Source organism: Marinicrinis lubricantis, from assembly GCF_042658665.1.
Lineage (GTDB): Bacteria > Bacillota > Bacilli > Paenibacillales > KCTC-33676 > Marinicrinis > Marinicrinis lubricantis.
Genome location: NZ_JBHSQV010000129.1, coordinates 1 through 15,833, shown reverse-complemented (window position 1 = coordinate 15,833; position 15,833 = coordinate 1). Strand labels below are relative to the sequence as shown.

At 47.8% G+C, this 15,833-nt stretch carries 18 protein-coding genes; 14 read left to right on the top strand and 4 right to left on the bottom strand.

What is annotated here, in order from left to right; translation table 11 throughout:
• The coding region (locus ACFPXP_RS09890) for a SpoVA/SpoVAEb family sporulation membrane protein (RefSeq protein WP_379894045.1) at window positions 1-251 on the top strand (251 nt) is incomplete at its 5' end.
• A 586-nt stretch (window positions 252-837) separates the two neighbouring features.
• Window positions 838-1,041: a hypothetical protein gene (locus ACFPXP_RS09885; RefSeq protein ID WP_379894044.1), complete on the top strand. Its 204-nt coding sequence runs from the start codon at window positions 838-840 to the stop codon at window positions 1,039-1,041.
• Here ACFPXP_RS09885 and ACFPXP_RS09880 read toward each other — a convergent pair.
• Complete coding sequence (locus tag ACFPXP_RS09880) at window positions 1,009-1,266, bottom strand: hypothetical protein (RefSeq protein WP_379894043.1); 258 nt, start codon at window positions 1,264-1,266, stop codon at window positions 1,009-1,011. The two genes, ACFPXP_RS09885 and ACFPXP_RS09880, sit on opposite strands and share 33 nt — an antisense overlap.
• A gap of 311 nt (window positions 1,267-1,577) precedes the next feature.
• Here ACFPXP_RS09880 and ACFPXP_RS09875 point away from each other — a divergent pair, with 311 nt between their 5' ends.
• The 9 genes from ACFPXP_RS09875 (at window position 1,578) to ACFPXP_RS09835 (ending at window position 10,738) form a co-directional block, all read left to right on the top strand.
• A complete protein-coding gene (locus ACFPXP_RS09875; RefSeq protein ID WP_379894042.1) occupies window positions 1,578-3,068 on the top strand; it encodes a spore germination protein in 1,491 nt (496 codons plus the stop codon).
• Window positions 3,068-4,225: a GerAB/ArcD/ProY family transporter gene (locus ACFPXP_RS09870; RefSeq protein ID WP_379894041.1), complete on the top strand. Its 1,158-nt coding sequence runs from the start codon at window positions 3,068-3,070 to the stop codon at window positions 4,223-4,225. Before ACFPXP_RS09875 ends, ACFPXP_RS09870 begins: the two co-directional genes overlap by 1 nt.
• Window positions 4,206-5,303, top strand: coding sequence for a Ger(x)C family spore germination protein (locus ACFPXP_RS09865; RefSeq protein ID WP_379894040.1), 1,098 nt, complete (start codon window positions 4,206-4,208; stop codon window positions 5,301-5,303). The genes ACFPXP_RS09870 and ACFPXP_RS09865 overlap by 20 nt, the downstream gene beginning before the upstream one ends.
• 289 nt (window positions 5,304-5,592) lie before the next feature.
• Window positions 5,593-6,441, top strand: a complete 849-nt coding sequence (locus ACFPXP_RS09860; RefSeq protein ID WP_379894039.1) for a methyl-accepting chemotaxis protein — start codon at window positions 5,593-5,595, stop codon at window positions 6,439-6,441.
• A 392-nt stretch (window positions 6,442-6,833) separates the two neighbouring features.
• The gene (locus tag ACFPXP_RS09855) at window positions 6,834-7,334 is read left to right on the top strand and encodes a hypothetical protein (protein ID WP_379894038.1); all 501 of its coding nucleotides are present in this window, start codon (window positions 6,834-6,836) and stop codon (window positions 7,332-7,334) included.
• Window positions 7,335-7,412: 78 nt separating this feature from the next.
• Window positions 7,413-7,886 (top strand): hypothetical protein, encoded by a 474-nt coding sequence (locus ACFPXP_RS09850; RefSeq protein WP_379894037.1) that lies wholly within the window; start codon window positions 7,413-7,415, stop codon window positions 7,884-7,886.
• A gap of 125 nt (window positions 7,887-8,011) precedes the next feature.
• Complete coding sequence (locus ACFPXP_RS09845; protein WP_379894036.1) at window positions 8,012-8,440, top strand: cell wall hydrolase; 429 nt, start codon at window positions 8,012-8,014, stop codon at window positions 8,438-8,440.
• Between the two features lie 497 nt (window positions 8,441-8,937).
• The gene (locus tag ACFPXP_RS09840) at window positions 8,938-9,513 is read left to right on the top strand and encodes a CBO0543 family protein (protein ID WP_379894035.1); all 576 of its coding nucleotides are present in this window, start codon (window positions 8,938-8,940) and stop codon (window positions 9,511-9,513) included.
• Between the two features lie 181 nt (window positions 9,514-9,694).
• The gene (locus ACFPXP_RS09835) at window positions 9,695-10,738 is read left to right on the top strand and encodes a YkvI family membrane protein (RefSeq protein ID WP_379894034.1); all 1,044 of its coding nucleotides are present in this window, start codon (window positions 9,695-9,697) and stop codon (window positions 10,736-10,738) included.
• Between the two features lie 23 nt (window positions 10,739-10,761).
• On the opposite strand, the gene ACFPXP_RS09830 is transcribed toward ACFPXP_RS09835, so the two are convergent.
• The 3 genes from ACFPXP_RS09830 to ACFPXP_RS09820 form a co-directional block, all read right to left on the bottom strand.
• Window positions 10,762-11,436: a DUF421 domain-containing protein gene (locus ACFPXP_RS09830; protein ID WP_379894033.1), complete on the bottom strand. Its 675-nt coding sequence runs from the start codon at window positions 11,434-11,436 to the stop codon at window positions 10,762-10,764.
• A gap of 19 nt (window positions 11,437-11,455) precedes the next feature.
• On the bottom strand, window positions 11,456-12,982 hold the full coding sequence (locus ACFPXP_RS09825; RefSeq protein WP_379894032.1) for a phospholipase D-like domain-containing protein: 1,527 nt from the start codon (window positions 12,980-12,982) through the stop codon (window positions 11,456-11,458).
• A 289-nt stretch (window positions 12,983-13,271) separates the two neighbouring features.
• A complete protein-coding gene (locus ACFPXP_RS09820; RefSeq protein WP_379894031.1) occupies window positions 13,272-13,478 on the bottom strand; it encodes a DUF1657 domain-containing protein in 207 nt (68 codons plus the stop codon).
• A gap of 212 nt (window positions 13,479-13,690) precedes the next feature.
• Here ACFPXP_RS09820 and ACFPXP_RS09815 point away from each other — a divergent pair, with 212 nt between their 5' ends.
• The 3 genes from ACFPXP_RS09815 to ACFPXP_RS09805 form a co-directional block, all read left to right on the top strand.
• On the top strand, window positions 13,691-14,551 hold the full coding sequence (locus ACFPXP_RS09815) for a DUF421 domain-containing protein (RefSeq protein ID WP_379894030.1): 861 nt from the start codon (window positions 13,691-13,693) through the stop codon (window positions 14,549-14,551).
• A gap of 44 nt (window positions 14,552-14,595) precedes the next feature.
• Complete coding sequence (spoVAC, locus tag ACFPXP_RS09810) at window positions 14,596-15,075, top strand: stage V sporulation protein AC (protein WP_379894029.1); 480 nt, start codon at window positions 14,596-14,598, stop codon at window positions 15,073-15,075.
• A 1-nt stretch (window position 15,076) separates the two neighbouring features.
• A partial coding sequence (locus tag ACFPXP_RS09805) for a stage V sporulation protein AD (RefSeq protein WP_379894028.1) occupies window positions 15,077-15,833 on the top strand: 757 nt, incomplete at its 3' end.

The window sequence follows — 15,833 nt, the reverse complement described above, 5'->3', positions numbered from 1 at the left end:
TGCTTGTTGTATTGGGCGCGATTGTCGACGGAATTGGATGGTATGATCCGCTGATTGAATTTGCCGGGGCAGGAGCATCGGTCCCGATTACAAGCTTTGGTAACGCGCTTGTCCATGGTGCGCTTCAGGAACTTAAGAGCAATGGCTGGATTGGCATCATCACCGGGATTTTCGAGGTGACCAGTGCCGGAATATCCGCAGCGATTATTTTTTCGTTTCTCGCTGCATTGTTCGTAAAACCCAAAGGATAATACGGGGCCCAATCCGAATTTCGTTGGCTAAAATACACTGTAACGGTCGGTCAGGGCGATCCCTAACCGGCCGGTTTTGATTATGAGAAACATTTACTTGTTCCAATCTGTACGGAATGTCCCCATCGATAATCTCAAAGGTTACGTTGACCAAGCTATAAAAGCCATATACTGTCAGACGCTATTTATTTCGGTTCCTATATTCTCCATCACTTCTTTGGTTCGCTCCATTAAACTCGGCTCGGTTGGAACATTTTCACTTGCCTTTCCATCCAAGATTATTGGAGATTTGTTACTTGTCGTTTTGATTCGCTGTTTAAATTGTGATTTAAGTTCGCTTTTTTCCATACTTTCTCCTTTTCATTCGCCATTTTCAGAATATGCAACTGATATTATTCCGATTTTCATATCCTTTATGCATCATAGGAGTCAGGTCCCCCAAAGGCTGTGTTTCCGCCTGCATATAGACAACCAACCCGATAAAAATGACCGGAAACCGGGCGGATGCCGTTGTCGCTTCTTCACGTCTGCCATAGACTGATGCTGTAAGTTCAAAATTCACCTACTCAAGGAGGAATGGTTTCGAATGCAGTTTACTAAACAGGCAATGCCCATGTTTACGCATGACCACGCCGCTTATGTCAGGCAAATGTACGATTGGCACATGAAAATGGCTCAGTATCACGAACAATTACGTACCTTTCATCTGGAAAGGGCGAAACAATTTCAAAAGCTCTCCGAAGAAAAAGCGAAAACGTCAGAAATATCCAGCGACACCAGCGCCGCTTAAAGGCGAACCGACATGGAGCGACGTGATGAATTGGCAGCATTCCGAATCAAAATCTGGGACCGCTATGTAACCCTTCGTTCCCAATATGGAACCCGGATGCCCTTGTCTTTCGACCAGTTCTGGTACGACTTTTTGGCCAGGCACATGATATCCGACTGTGGAGTAGAGCAAGTATATGAGGACTTCTGCAACAACTGGGAGAATCAGTGTTTGCGAAATGTTCACGATTCAAGCCACCGGTGGGAAGGAGGCCACTGAAAAAGACACGTTTTTCTGTGATGCATCGATTTTTAAGTTTGATGTTGCAGAAAAATAAGGAAAAGTCCGTTTAAAGCCGTCTCACAGGCTAAAAACGGACTTTTTGCATCGCAGAACGAAGGCGAGGGGACTTTTTTCAGTGGCCTCGCAGGAAGCCCGTGGTTTTTTCACGAACCGACTCATCATCGCAGGACTGCCAACAGCCCGGAACTGCGAGGTATGTTTTTTGTCATATCGGGAAAAATAATACTGGACTAAACGCGAAAGGGGGGGAGCCGATGCGTTGGATCGGTTGGTTTCAAAAGCAAGACAAAAGCGATACGCCAAAAGAAGCCGACACTCAACCTCCCGCAGGCAACTTGTCTCCGCAGCACGTGCAGCAATTGTTTCACGATATTCACGATGCACAGGTGCATGAGTTGGATGCGGGAGGGCGGAAAGTCAAGCTGTTTTACATCCGTTCCTTTGTGGATCAAAAACAGGTCGAAAGCGACATCGTGCTTCCCCTTTTGCACGCCCCGGACAAACAAGCAGGACAAAAGGTGATTTCCGAAGATCGGGTGGACGTAACGACGTTGCAGCAAGCCGAAGAGCTCATCCTGCAGGGAGGAATTCTTGTTTTTGATGAAACCGGGAACGTTTGCGCAATCAAAAAGCAGAATCAGCTCGGCCGCGCCATCGAGTCTTCCGAGCAGGAATCGATTGTTTACGGTCCCAAAGACAGCCTGAACGAGCGCCTTGACAAAAACTTGACCTTAATCCGTCGCCGGCTGCCCGTAGCAAGCCTAAAGTCAAAGAAATGGACCGCCGGATCGTTAAGCAAAACTTCTGTTGTGCTGCTGTACATGGAAGGTATTGTCAATCCGGAACTGGTGCGGATCGCAGATATGAAGACGAAACAAATTGATTTCGATGTGCTTCTCGATTCTTCCCATATCTCCGCTTTGATGGAGGACCACGTCAACAGCGTTTTTCCGCAATTTCAACAGACGGACCGTCCGGACGTGCTGGCCGCGGCGCTGGCCAGCGGCAAAGTGGTCTGGCTGGTGGACAACACGCCGTTTGCGCTTGTAGCGCCCATTACGTTCTTTGATCTGTTTCAGTCCCCGGAGGACTATATTCACCGATGGATGGTGGGCAGCTTCCTGCGGGGGCTTCGTTTTGTCGCGTTCGTGGCTGCACTGTTTTTGACCCCGGCTTATGTGGCGGTGACGGTTCACCATTATCAGATGGTTCCGCTGGAGATGCTGTTTGTCCTGATGCAATCCCGCAGTGAAATTCCGTATCCTCCGTTCTGGGAAGCGCTGCTCATGCTGCTGACGCTGGAGACATTAAAGGAAGCCAGTTTGCGCATGCCGACCAAATCCGGCCAGACGCTCGGTATCGTAGGCGGTATCGTCATCGGTCAAGCGGCCGTGGAAACAGGAATCGCTAGCAATGTGATGGTCATTGTGATCGCCATCTCCGCCATCGCCTCGTTTCTCGTTCCCAACTATTTGATGACGAACGCGAGCAAACTGCTCCAATTTGCCCTGCTCGTTCTGGCGGCATGGCTTGGCATGTGGGGCATCGGGTTCGGTTTGCTCTGGCTGTGCATCCACCTGCATGGGCTGACTTCGCTCGGGCAGCCGTATTTGTCCCCGCTAAGCCCGTTTTTTGCAAGCGACTGGAAAGATACGGTGTTTCGTGCTCCGCTGTCCAGGATGCGCACAAGGCCGGCTTATTTGAAGCCGCTGCAGCGGATGCGCGTTACCGGGAGGAAACCGTGATGGCTTCTCGTGTAGGTTCGGCCGGTTTGTTTTCGATTTCAGCGCCCTTCGGTTTCTTGTCCCTCGCCTTCTGGGCGAACCGGATGCAAACGTTATATTATCTTTTATATTTGCCCAGTATGCTTGCGGAGCCGGTTACGATCGGCCTCATCCTGCTGGCGGCGGGATGCTCGCACCTCAACATTTTGATGATTGCCCGCTGTTTTGCATGGAAAGAAACGCCCGGCGGTTATCTCGGCATCGTCCGCACGTTGGGAACGGCGGTGTCTTTCCTGTTTTTGCTTGCGGGGCTGTTCGCTGTTTTGATGAAAGGTATCGTGCTGATGATGGGTTATGTCGATATTGTGCACCATATTTTGTTTCCCGCCTTACATGCTACGTTGTTTGGCATCCTGCTATTGTGTGCTTGCGTATACCTGGCTCGATTGGGCATGGAGAAGACCGTTCGTTTTGCGATCGTTGCGTTTGTCGGCACGATATGGGTTACCTTCCTGTACGTGCCGTTTGCGTTTCAGCCGGCTGCCGAATACCGCCATCTGCTCCCTCTTCTTCCGGAGCACATGCCCCAAGGCATCTGGCAAGCCTTTCTTACGGTATGGGCGGCGTTCTCCGGTCCCGAATATATGCTGGCATTGCCGAAAGAGGCGGTAGACGCGAAGAAATTGAAAACGGCTCTCATTGCCGCCAATGCATTTACCGCATTCGAATACATATTCTTTTTTGTCATTTGCCTGACGTTTTACGGATCCGATTATTTGCAGCGGCAAGACTTGCCGATCGCCGATCTGATCCGGTATATTCAGCTTCCTTTCGCCGAACGGCTGGAAATGATCCTGATTCCAGCCTACGCCATTTCCTTCGTTTACGTCGTCGCCATCCTTCTATTGTATGCGGCGGGAGCAATCCAATGTCTTGCGCGTAGTCGTCTTTCAGCAGGAAGAGCGCCGCTTTGGTTGGCGTTTTTGATGATGCTTCTGCTGACATGGATGGCCGGTCGCTGGATATGGCCGGACGAATGGAAAGCCAAGGAGTGGATCACCTGGCTTTCATGGCTGGATGCCAGCACCTATACCGTTTTGCCTTTTGGCTTCTTCCTCTTGGGATGGATCACGATTCGCAGGACATGGAGGGATCGACATGCCGGCGGCTCGTCATAAACCGCTTCTTCTATTACTGGCGTTGCTTGTTCTCGGCGGTTGCTCGTTTGTCGATAAATCCAATACCATTGAGGAAATATCGCCGCTTGTATTGCTTTATCTGGATGAAGGGAACGACGGATCCGTAAAGCTGTCTACCATCATTGCCCCCCTGAAGAAAGAGAAAAAGAGCGTGATTACAACGTCCACCGATACGTTAATTGAAGGGAGATACTTGCGCAACTTGAAGTATTACCGGGAAACGAAAGAGGGGCAGATCCGAATGATTTTTTTCTCCGAAGCCATGGCTAACCGGGGGCTGATGTCTCTGCTCGATACGTTTCTGCGTGATCCCGAAATTTCCAGCCACGTATTTCTCTCTGTTGTGAGCGGCGATATGATCGGATATTTGAACAGGCAGCTGCAGAGCGGGCAGGAGGAAATCGACTTGTATCTGTACAAAATGTTTGCGCACTACGAAAAGCAAGGGCAACTGACGACACGTAACCTGCATGAATATATGGCCAAGTTGTACAGCCCTTATGCTGATCCGGTTCTTCCTTATTACGCCGTCGCGAACCATGAACTTCGATATTCCGGGACGGCGCTGTTCCGCGGGGATAAGATGGTCGGGACGATTCCGCTGTCCGATGACGTCTTTTTCCAAATGCTGCGTGAAAATAAGGGGATTCAAAAGACGGTGCCGCTAACGGAGGCGGATGTCGTGCTCGGCAGTATCAAAACCGAGCGGCAAATTCATTTTACCGATTCGTTCCGGAACGTTCATATTGACGTGATGCTTAAAGGACGGGTGGAAGAAGTCCCCGCTGGACAGAAGACGGACAGCCCACGGGAACTGCAGGAGTTCGAGCGTAAACTTGAACGGAGAATCCAGGAGAAGCTGGAGAAGATTATCGATCGAACGCAGGCGTTAAGAGTCGATCCGTTCGGGCTGGGCATGCACACGGTAGGGTGGAAGGAACGGCCATTTACCCGTGAGCAGTGGGACCAACGATGGCCGGATATGGACGTGACGATCCATGTTTCGTTGAAGTTGGAGCATACCGGGATGCTCGATTCGCATGCGGACCGGCGATGAAGACGCAGCTCGCGCGCCCTGTGTCACTCGCCAATGATCGCGTCTTCATGACATGGAACGTTTGAAGCCGCGTACAAAAGCGCTCACATTCCCCAAACAGCAAGTCCCCTGCGGATTGTGGATTTCGCATGCGCAGCGGCCAGCCTGTACCTGAGTTTTGATCCGGTCAACATACGATTCCGGCATGATCGGAAGGTGCGCAGCAATCCATAGGAATTCCCCCTTGCAGGATGTGTGAAATGAAAATTGTGCTGTTTTGGAAAGCTTTCGACGCCTCTGGAATCACAAGGTGAAGAAGAAGCTTCCAAATCTTGACGTACAGAAGCGGACATGGTACGGTCATTTTGACGGAAACAGAAATGCACTTCAAGTGCAGGGATTGTCCAGGAAACGGTATCGGGACTGGAGCAAGTCGCTTCCAGCGCAACGGGGGTGTCCGATCTTGCGCAACGAACGCAGTCCATCGCCATACAGAGCGCAGATTAATATGAGGCAAAATGCGGATAAAATCGAACGCATTGAATGTACGTTTACAGAAATCCAGACGTTAGCCGCAGATTTGGCGCGTTTCTCCGAACAAATCCGGGATGTCGTAAGCCATATTCAGGAGATTTCAAACCAGACCCATCTTCTTTCCCTGAACGCGGCGATTGAAGCGGCACGCGCCGGCGAACAGGGACGCGGTTTTGCTGTGGTTGCGGAAGAAATTCGCAAGCTTGCCGACCAGGCCGCGCGTTCCACTGCTGAAATTCATGGAACCATTGAACTCATGTTATCCGGCATCAACCATCTTGTTAATAAGGTGAGCGATAACAGCGCGGATGTACAGAACGGCGTCGGCGCGATGAAGGAGGCCGGGCAATCTTTCCGCACAATAATGACAGAAGTCAGCAATCTTAGCGCTCAAGTCGTGGAGGTTGCTGCGGCAGTAGAGCAAATGTCTGCCGGCAGCAAAGCCGTGGAAACCTCGATCCGGGAAATTACAAGGATTACGGAAGAAACCGCGTCATTCTCCGAAGAGGTGGCGGCCATGACAGAGGAGCAAACGGCGACGAGCGAGGACATGCTGCAAACCGCATTCCGGTTAAACGAAATGTCCGACTCGCTTCGTGCGTTAGTTGGAAAATTCAACGTATAATTTTCGAAGACAACGTATCCTGCGAATTCGGATAAAGGCCGGCTGTTGCCCAAAATGGGCAGCTCCGGTCTTTTCTATTCGTATGCGGGGACAGGGGGAGATGGGATCCAAGCGGAACTTTCACGATGCGGATTGCTGCTTGGCGGAATAGGATGATTCGTTTCCGGACAACTTAAATGCTGTTTGCATTAATTTGGAAAGGCGGATGCCTGCATGTCACCAACATTCAGTACAAGCGTTGAAAACCGGACTACCTCTGCCCCAAGACAACCGAATCAATGTAAAAAGTGCATCTGGGCAACTGGGATGGACTGAAACAATTTTGTTCGAAACCCGTCTGCATTAAGAAACAACCAATATAAGAGAAAGACGCCATCAACGGACAAGGTGAGATGAGTATCCATGTAGCCATTGCTTTGTGGACCGTATGGGCGGCGTGGAGATGGGGGCGGTGGACACAGTTTCCCCAGTGCTACCCTACGCTGTTGTATCTATCTTGTTTTCAATTGCTTTACGAATTTTTTTCGCACGAAAAATTTTATGTGTGGCGTCTGGAACCGGATCAACTGATCAATTATACCGGCGTTGTGATGCTGCACACCTTTTGCATTTATCCTTTGACCGCTTTTCTCTACTTGACTCGTTTTCCGGAAGTCGAATGGAGGGCTGCGGTTCACATTGCAAAATGGGTGCTGATCTATATCGGTGTAGAATGGGTTGGATATCGCCTCGGTTATATTACCTACTCCCACGGCTGGAATTGCTGGTGGTCGCTTTTCTTTGATGTACACATGTTTCTGATGCTTCGCTTTCATCATACAAAGCCGGTTTGGAGCATCCCGATGACGATACTGTCCATCTTCTTTTACTTGATCCTGTTCGGTTATCTGTAAAGAATCCATGCCCCGTGACTGGCATTTTTGCCGAGGACGCATATAATGACGTGATCCAACTTTGAGGAGTGATAAATCATGTCCGTTGCGGTTCAAACAAGTACAAAGAGTGTACCTCCCTTTTCCATTTGGGGAGTTCATGCATCGGTGGCCGGAAGACCGGTTGTGTGGGGCAAACTCGTGATGCGTGTTTTGCCGGACCAACGAATTCAAGGCACCATCCAATTTCGCGGAACACCGATTCCGATTGAAGGAAGCTGGAATGAAAGCACGCAGCAGATCGTGTTTCATTCCCCCTACGCCGCCTACTCCGGCCACTTATCCATCTATGACGATGTCCAGATTCAACTTCGGCATCTGGTCCTCACCGGACGCCTCCAGATGCTCCCCCCTTCGTTACAGGCGGGCGAATATGGAACCTGGGTAGCGACAACAGATATAAGTTTGCCGGGGTATAGCGGCTATGTCCCGCCCCAACCGTCTTCCACTTCGCTGCCGCCGGTCGGCGTATTTGTCACGTCGAATATACTGTATGGAAATTCGCGTATGTAAAAGCAGGCACATATCCGTCAATGTCCCCAAATATGACTTTGATATGTATACAATATTCGTCGCAGTCACCTGATGACGGGATCGATACTATCCGATTCTACTCTCGATAGTAAAGAGGTGAAATCATGGCTGTAATTAAGGCCAGAGAAAGCGATATTGAATTGTTGGCAAGGCTGCTGCGCGCCGAAGCGGAAGGCGAAGGAGAAAAAGGAATGCTGCTTGTCGGAGCGGTTGGAGTTAACCGAATCCGGGCCAATTGCTCGGACTTTAAAGGAATACGCACCATTCCGCAAATGGTATACCAACCTCATGCATTTGAAGCAACGATCCACGGTTATTTCTACCAAAAGGCAAGGGAACGGGAAAAACGCTTGGCGCGCCGATCCGTTAATGGAGAAAGACCGTGGCCTGCAAAATTCAGCTTGTGGTATTTCAAGCCGCCGGGAGACTGCCCTCCTCAATGGTACAATCAGCCGTTCGTAGCACGTTACAAGAGTCACTGCTTTTACCAACCAACGGGTGAAGAATGCCAGAATGTGTATAACATTTATTAAGGAGCGCATCTTTTTTTCTACGACTGACTCTCTATCTAATCCTGTTCGGTTATCGGTAGAGAAAACATGCCCCCGCGACTGGCATTATTGCCGAGGACGCCTATAATGGCGTGATCCAACTTTGATTGATGATCATGTCCGTTGCGGTTCAAACCAGTACAAAGAGTGTACCTCCCTTTTTCCATATGGGAAGTCCATGCATCAGCGGCCGTTAGACCGGTTGTGTGGGCCAAACTCGTGATGCGTGTTTTGCCGGACCAACCAATTCAGGGCACCATTTAATTTTCGCGGAACGCTGATTACGTTGAATATACTGTATGGAATTTCGCGTAAAAAGCAGGCACATATCCGTCATTATCGGAAATTCGGATCTTGACGGATAAAACATGATCGGTGCCGGGTCCTGAGCAGGGTATGGGAATGGAATCGCTATTGCAACGTCTTGTCAACAGAAAAGCAAATGTTGGGTATCCAGGTAACGGAAAGGGGTGGCATCGGTGGACGAAAGTCAGATTCATCATGCAATCGAACAAGCCTATCAATTGATTGTTGAAGCACACCGCAACATGATTGACATTTGGCGCACTCACGTACTGTTTACGCAGCGATGGTGGTTGGGAGTAGGTTTATCGATATGCCCCTGGTTATTGTGGATCGGATTTCGGGACAAGAGAGCGACGGGACAATTTCTCCTATCCGGGTTTACGATCATTATCGTGTCGTCGTGGCTGGATCAGCTAGGGATTGCCATGGGACTCTGGCATTATCACTGGGAAGTCATACCGTTTATGCCGGCGAATTTTCCATGGAACTTTTCACTTCTTCCCGTCACGGTAATGTTTTTAAACCAGTACAAGCCGGAAATAAACCCGTTTTTTAAAGCATTGCTATTTGGGGCATTTACCTCTTTTGTGGCCGAGCCGATCTCAATAATAGCCGATTTATACCACCCCGTTCACTGGGAAAATGTCTATTCGCTTCCGATCTATGCCGGGCTGTACCTGTTGGCTTCAAGCATTGCCAAGCGGGGCATTGATTGCAGGGATTCATCTTCGGCAAATAAGAATAAATAAAGGCTTAAACAGTGAGTCCACAGGACGAAAAGGAGCCGATGTAGAGCTCTATAATCCAAATGGATATGCCGACTCAGCTTCGCCATAATGATATAAATAGAAAGATTGAACTTTTGGGAATACGCAAGGTGTTCAAGCATAGAATTTACTGATGATATTCTCTAACGGACCTAGGTGAAATATGAAGAAAAAAACAAAGATGATAGTTCAAGTAGCCGCTACATACACGGGAACCGTGGTGGGAGCCGGATTTGCTTCAGGACAGTCGATCATGCAGTTTTTCACGGCATACGGAGCCTATGGAGGATTAAGCATTGTAGGCAGCACATTTTTTTTTGTATGGCTCGGCACTAAAATGATGGTTTTAGCTCACCGGATCAACGCATTTTCATATCAGGAGTTTAATGTGTATTTATTTGGTAAGATTTTCGGAAAAGTCGCAAATGCGTTGACCTTTATGATCCTATTTGGGGTGACGGCCGTGATGCTTTCCGGCACCGGCACCATTTTTGAAGAACAACTACATTTACCCTATCAACTGGGAATAATCATCAGCATCGGTTTATGCTATCTGGTGATGACAAAGGAAATAAGCGGGATTATGGCTGTTAACTCGTTAGTTGTTCCGATGATGCTTTTTTTCACAATTCTTCTTGCCGTAAAGGTTGTCCGTGTAGACAATGTTTTTGGGTCAGTCGTTTGGCAGGACCAACAACTGTACAATTGGAAGTGGCTTGCAAGTCCGTTTGTGTATGCAGGATTGAATTTTGCTTTTATTCAAGCCGTTATGGTTCCTCTCGGAAGTGAGGTGGACGACGAAAGCGCGTTAAGGTGGGGAGGATTTTGGGGAGGTGCAGGTCTTGGTTTTATGCTTCTCGCCAGTCATTTAGCGATGAGTTCCCGGATGCCCGAGATTCTCCAATTTGATATTCCGATGGCCGAGTTGATTCGAGATTTCGGGTGGTATGTTCATGTATGGTTTTTGCTCGTGATCTACGGAGAAATATTCACTACGTTGGTCGGTAATGTGTTCGGAATTACCCGACAAATCCACAGTTTATATAATATTCCTAAAAATGTTATAGTTCTGGCCGTTTTATTTGCTAGTTTTTTGATCAGTCAAGCAGGATTCACCTCTTTACTAACTTACCTTTATCCGTTATTTGGGTACATGGGTGTAATACTACTTGTTTTTTTAGCAGGTAAGCGGATGCCGGAGAATTAGCCGGGTAGCGCAAATCATCAAAATTAAGCATAAGGAACGATATAAATCCCTTCGTTTTCCTTCCATTCGGCATACAATACATGTTGCACTTTATCTATTCCGAAAGATAGAATTTGCCCTTCCAACCATTGTTGGTCCAAACCTATGGCTTTCAAATTGTCCCAAATGATTTCTCCGTCCGTGATTAAACTGGTTGGCAGATGAACTTGTTTTGGCGGAAGATTTAAATCACGACGTGTTACATGACCGTAATCTGCTTTTTTTAGAACGCTAATACTTCCGTTTGGTTCTAATATGGCATATTCTACTTCGCGTACCGAGAAGACATTGGATTGACGCAACATATACAATAAATCATGAATATTGATCCTGTTCTTTTTTAATTCTTTTCGGATGATCCTTCCGTTTCGAATGACGATAGAGGGGCTTCCATCGATCCAACTTCTTATTTTCAAAGACTTCTGACCCGCCGTTTTAATGGCTAACATAAACGATCCCCACAAAAATAAAGAATACAACATGGGGTAGACGGTAGTTTGACCGTCATATAGAGCACTCCCAACCACCTCGCCTAAAAAAATAGCGGAAATGAAGTCAAACGGTGTGACTTGACTAAATTGGGTTTTCCCTAACATTTTTGTAATGATGAACAAGCCTACAAAACCCAGCAACAGTTCAATCGTTAATGGGAGAAACACAGTTTCATTTCCCCTTTCATTAAATCATGGGTGCAAGTAAACGCGCTGTTTGATCGAGAATACGCTGCAACTGCGTGCGCCGAAGAAGGTCTTCCATCCGCAAGGGAATAGAATCCGCAAGATCGCGTTCGAATTGCTCGGCCAGTTCCCGTGCTATTTCAGAACTGTACACAACTTCGCACACTTCATAATTCAAACGGTAACTTCGTAAATCAAAATTAGAGGAGCCTACCTCGGCAATTTCCCCGTCAATAATCATTAGCTTCGCATGCAATACACCTTTGTTGTACAGGTAGATATGAACCCCGGCTTCCAGAAGTTCTCCGAAGTAGGTTCGGCTTGCAGCTCCAACAATGATCGGTACCACGTGGCGGGGAACTAGCAAGCGCACCCGGACACTGCGAGCGACAGCTGCCTTTATCGCCATGACGATATCTGCATCGGGCACAAAGTAAGGGTTTGTGATATCAATGCTTTGAATCGCATGGGATAAGCAAGTAAAATATACTTCCCGGATGATGGGGGTCGGAACGCCAGGATTCCCTTCAAACGTTTGTATGTATGCGTTCTGAACACTTTTTGTACCAGAGAGGGTGTCGACGTTCGTTTCATTCAAGGCAATGGGTTCGTCACTCCACTCTGTCAACCAGCTGGGTGAGGGGGGGGTGTTCCCGGGTCGATTTTCGGGCTTTAACCTTTGATTTCGTACCAGCACAGGCGTTCCTGTATCTTCCGGTTGAATGTTTCTGCCTGCCCAAGTTGTTTCCGGCGCCGCAATGTTCCAGTGGGCATCGAAGACAGCCTGCAGATCATTTGCAGGTTTACCCGTTATTCGTATATGGGTATCACGCCAAAAGCCGACATTTGGCTTTAATCCGGTATATTCATCCCCGACATTGATGCCTCCAGTAAAAGCTTCCTCTCCATCAATAACAACAATCTTACAGTGGTTTCGGTAACTCCAATAAGACATCACCCAAGGGAAGCGAAGAGGGAAAGAAGATCGGCACTCAATTCCAGCCTGCATCATCCGGCTGATTTGTGACTTTGGAAATTTGCGACTACCCCAGCCGTCTCTCACAAAACGCACGCGCACACCGGCCGATGCTCGCTCAATCAGGAGATCTGTCATGCATCTGCCCACCTGATCATCCCGGTAAATGTAATATTCCAGGTCAATCGATTTCTGCGCTTTTTTTATCGAATCCATCAGTGTTTGATAAGTTTCAATGCCATTCGTCAGTATCTGGACTTTACCCGTTCGAAGGCCATTTACGGCTAAATGCCGTAAAGAACGAGCAATAAGCAAGGATGAATAACGAAAAGAGTCCGGTAACGCTTCGGAATCATTTTGCGTAGAAGTCAATCTTTTTTGACGAAGAGGTATGGGGTTCGTCATACAGAGATAAAATAAAAAGCCGATCAATGGAAAAACGAGGCAAATGACCAATCCAATCAAAGCCTTGGCCGGCCTCCGTACTTCGCGAATCGCGACAATTAACATAAACAGTGAGTTGATTATATATAACCCAAGAATCCATACCATCAGTAAATTCTCCTTATTTTTGCATATTATCAAGTAATATGTGCAATTGTCGGGAGGATATTCCCGATGTTCAAAATGATCGGTTAGCTCGAACAAGAACTTTGGATCGACGTTGAAAGGGTAAGATGAGGCGACAGACTCAAGAGCGCAGGAGAACGCTTACTGAAAAGAAGAATGGATAAAAGACATCCAACCCTACACCATGTCGGGTTGGAATGTCTTATTACATCGGCTCACAGGCGGGACAAACAAGCCATGCATGTAGAGAGCATGGCTTGTCTGATTTTTGTTAAAACCCCTTGTATTGAGGTTCTTCCTTTTCTAGCTGTTGTACGCGGCTTTCTACTTGCTGCACGATTTGTTGGGTTTGTTTGGCCGCATTTGTAAAGATCGATTTCGCTTCTTGATTCTGTGTTTCCAAAGCAAATTGTTCCAGACTTGCTTGAGCGCTTTTTAACGACGCCACGCACGTTTTGACTTGAGATGCAACTGTCACGAAGACTCACCTCCTTTTTTCCTGAGTACAGGCAGGAATTGATTTCAAGGGTAAAGGAAAGGTGCTGCATGCTCCCCATACCGAAATTAATGTCTCCGTCTCGCATCCAAAGCATACGTTAGAAAATTTTCACATGGGAATGCATGAAAATGATGGAATATGGACATCTTTACATTTGTCGATGAATGCGAATGGAAGGGAGTGGTAACGCTGTGCCGGATTGGATAGAAATTGCTTTGCGCACGTTATTGGCTATGGGAGTTCTTTTTGTGCTGACGAAGATGTTGGGTAAACGACAAGTATCCCAGCTCTCTTTGTTTGAATACATTACCGGAATCACGATCGGCAGCCTTGCGGCTTACGTTTCGTTGGATCTGGAATCTACCTGGTATTTAGGCCTGGTTTCGATGGCTGTTTGGGTAGGTGTTTCTTTAGGGATTGAATACTTACAGCTGAAAAGTAAAACGGCAAGAGACATCATCGACAGCAAAGCAACAGTGCTCATTAAGGACGGCAAGATTATGGAAGATAACCTAAAAAAAGAAAGGCTCACCACAGATGAACTGATGGAACAGCTTCGAAAAAAAAATGTGTTCAAAGCTGCCGATGTCGAATTCGCTATCATGGAGCCAAGCGGTGACGTTAGCGTTCTTTTAACCAAGGAAAATCAACCGTTAACGCCTAAACACCTGGGAATAAATGTCGGGCCAGAACAAGAACCTCAATCGGTCATTATGGATGGGAAAATAATGGACGAACCGCTTGCCACGATAGGTCTAAACAGGAAATGGCTGGATACGGAACTGGAGAAATTAGGTGTTTCGATTGATAACGTATTTCTTGGACAGGTGGATTCCTATGGCCAGCTATACGTTGATTTATTTGATGATCAGATCAAAGTACCGGAACCCCAGAAAAAAGCCGCGTTGCTTGCAACATTGAAAAAGTGTGAAGCGGATCTCGAAATGTTTGGCTTATCTACAAAAGACAAAAATACGAAGCGGATGTACGAGCAGTGTTCAAAATCGTTAGAAAAAATGATTGATGAAGTGAAACCGTTGCTGATCCGATAGTCATGCGAAAGGTTAGCGTTTGTTGACAATCAAGGAGGATGTTCATGGCCGACAATATAAAGAAAAATATGACGCCGGTACAACAGGAATATAAAGAACTCGCTAAAAGCGTCGAACCTCCGAGGCCCATACTGAAAAACTTTATTCGTGCGTTTATAGCCGGCGGAACGATTTGTTTCGTTGGACAGGCTATCCAGGAAATGTTCGTGCATTGGGGCGGCTTTGATGAGAAAAAAGCGGGAGACCCTACGGTGGCGGTTCTGATACTTGTTTCCGTCATTCTCACCAGCGTGGGAGTGTATGATAAATTTGCCCAATGGGCTGGTGCAGGTTCTGCAGTACCTGTGACAGGTTTTGCAAATTCGATGGCATCCGCTGCGATTGAACATCAAAGTGAGGGGATGGTGCTCGGTGTCGGCGGTAAAATGTTTAAACTGGCCGGGCCGGTTATCGTATTCGGAACAGTCGCTGCCTTTGTCGTAGGGATTGTACATTTGCTGATAAAAGGCGGGGGAGGCTCCTAATATGTTAAAAGGACACCAGAGTTGGCTATTTGAGAACAAACCGTTGATCCGGTCAACAGCAACCGTTGTGGGTCCTTTCGAAGGAAGAGGCCCGTTGTCCAAGGATTTTGACATTGTCCATGGAGAATCCATGTTGGGGCAAAAGAGCTGGGAGAAAGCGGAAAAAACATTAATGGAAGAAGCGGCAAAACTGGCCATTGAAAATGCGGGATTGACAAAGGAACAAGTACAGTTTTATATCGGCGGGGATTTGATGAACCAAATCATTAGCAGCAGCTTTGCCGCGCGAACGCTGACGATCCCTTACATCGGTGTGTTTGGCGCTTGCTCGACATCCATGGAAAGTCTCGCATTGGCGGCTAACCTGGTGAATTCCGGTTCGGCCCAATATGTGTTGGCGGGGACATGCAGCCATGATTCCAGCGTGGAGAAACAGTTCCGCTATCCGACCGAGTACGGCTCGCAAAAACCGCCAACTGCCCAATATACGGTAACAGGGGCAGGGGCAGCCATCGTTTCTTCGGAAGGCGACGGACCTGTTGTTACTTCTGCCACCATTGGCCGGGTCATCGACATGGGGGTTAAAGACCCGTTCAATATGGGCGCGGCAATGGCTCCTGCAGCGGTTGATACCATTGAGGCGCATGTTCGAGATTTGGGAATTGAACCGGGTTATTACGATTTGATCGTTACCGGCGATCTTGCGAAAGTCGGATATGAAATCGCCTGTAAATTGTTTAAGAAACATAACTTTCCCA

Excerpts from the sequence above, each read along its gene's own strand:
- ACFPXP_RS09875 (WP_379894042.1), top strand. The coding sequence starts at position 1,578 with ATGCGTTGGATCGGTTGGTTTCAAAAGCAAGACAAAAGCGATACGCCA.
- ACFPXP_RS09850 (WP_379894037.1), top strand. The coding sequence starts at position 7,413 with ATGTCCGTTGCGGTTCAAACAAGTACAAAGAGTGTACCTCCCTTTTCC.
- spoVAC (WP_379894029.1), top strand. The coding sequence starts at position 14,596 with ATGGCCGACAATATAAAGAAAAATATGACGCCGGTACAACAGGAATAT.
- ACFPXP_RS09855 (WP_379894038.1), top strand. The coding sequence starts at position 6,834 with ATGAGTATCCATGTAGCCATTGCTTTGTGGACCGTATGGGCGGCGTGG.
- ACFPXP_RS09825 (WP_379894032.1), bottom strand. The coding sequence starts at position 12,982 with ATGGTATGGATTCTTGGGTTATATATAATCAACTCACTGTTTATGTTA.
- ACFPXP_RS09865 (WP_379894040.1), top strand. The coding sequence starts at position 4,206 with ATGCCGGCGGCTCGTCATAAACCGCTTCTTCTATTACTGGCGTTGCTT.
- ACFPXP_RS09835 (WP_379894034.1), top strand. The coding sequence starts at position 9,695 with ATGAAGAAAAAAACAAAGATGATAGTTCAAGTAGCCGCTACATACACG.
- ACFPXP_RS09870 (WP_379894041.1), top strand. The coding sequence starts at position 3,068 with ATGGCTTCTCGTGTAGGTTCGGCCGGTTTGTTTTCGATTTCAGCGCCC.
- ACFPXP_RS09885 (WP_379894044.1), top strand. The coding sequence starts at position 838 with ATGCAGTTTACTAAACAGGCAATGCCCATGTTTACGCATGACCACGCC.
- ACFPXP_RS09845 (WP_379894036.1), top strand. The coding sequence starts at position 8,012 with ATGGCTGTAATTAAGGCCAGAGAAAGCGATATTGAATTGTTGGCAAGG.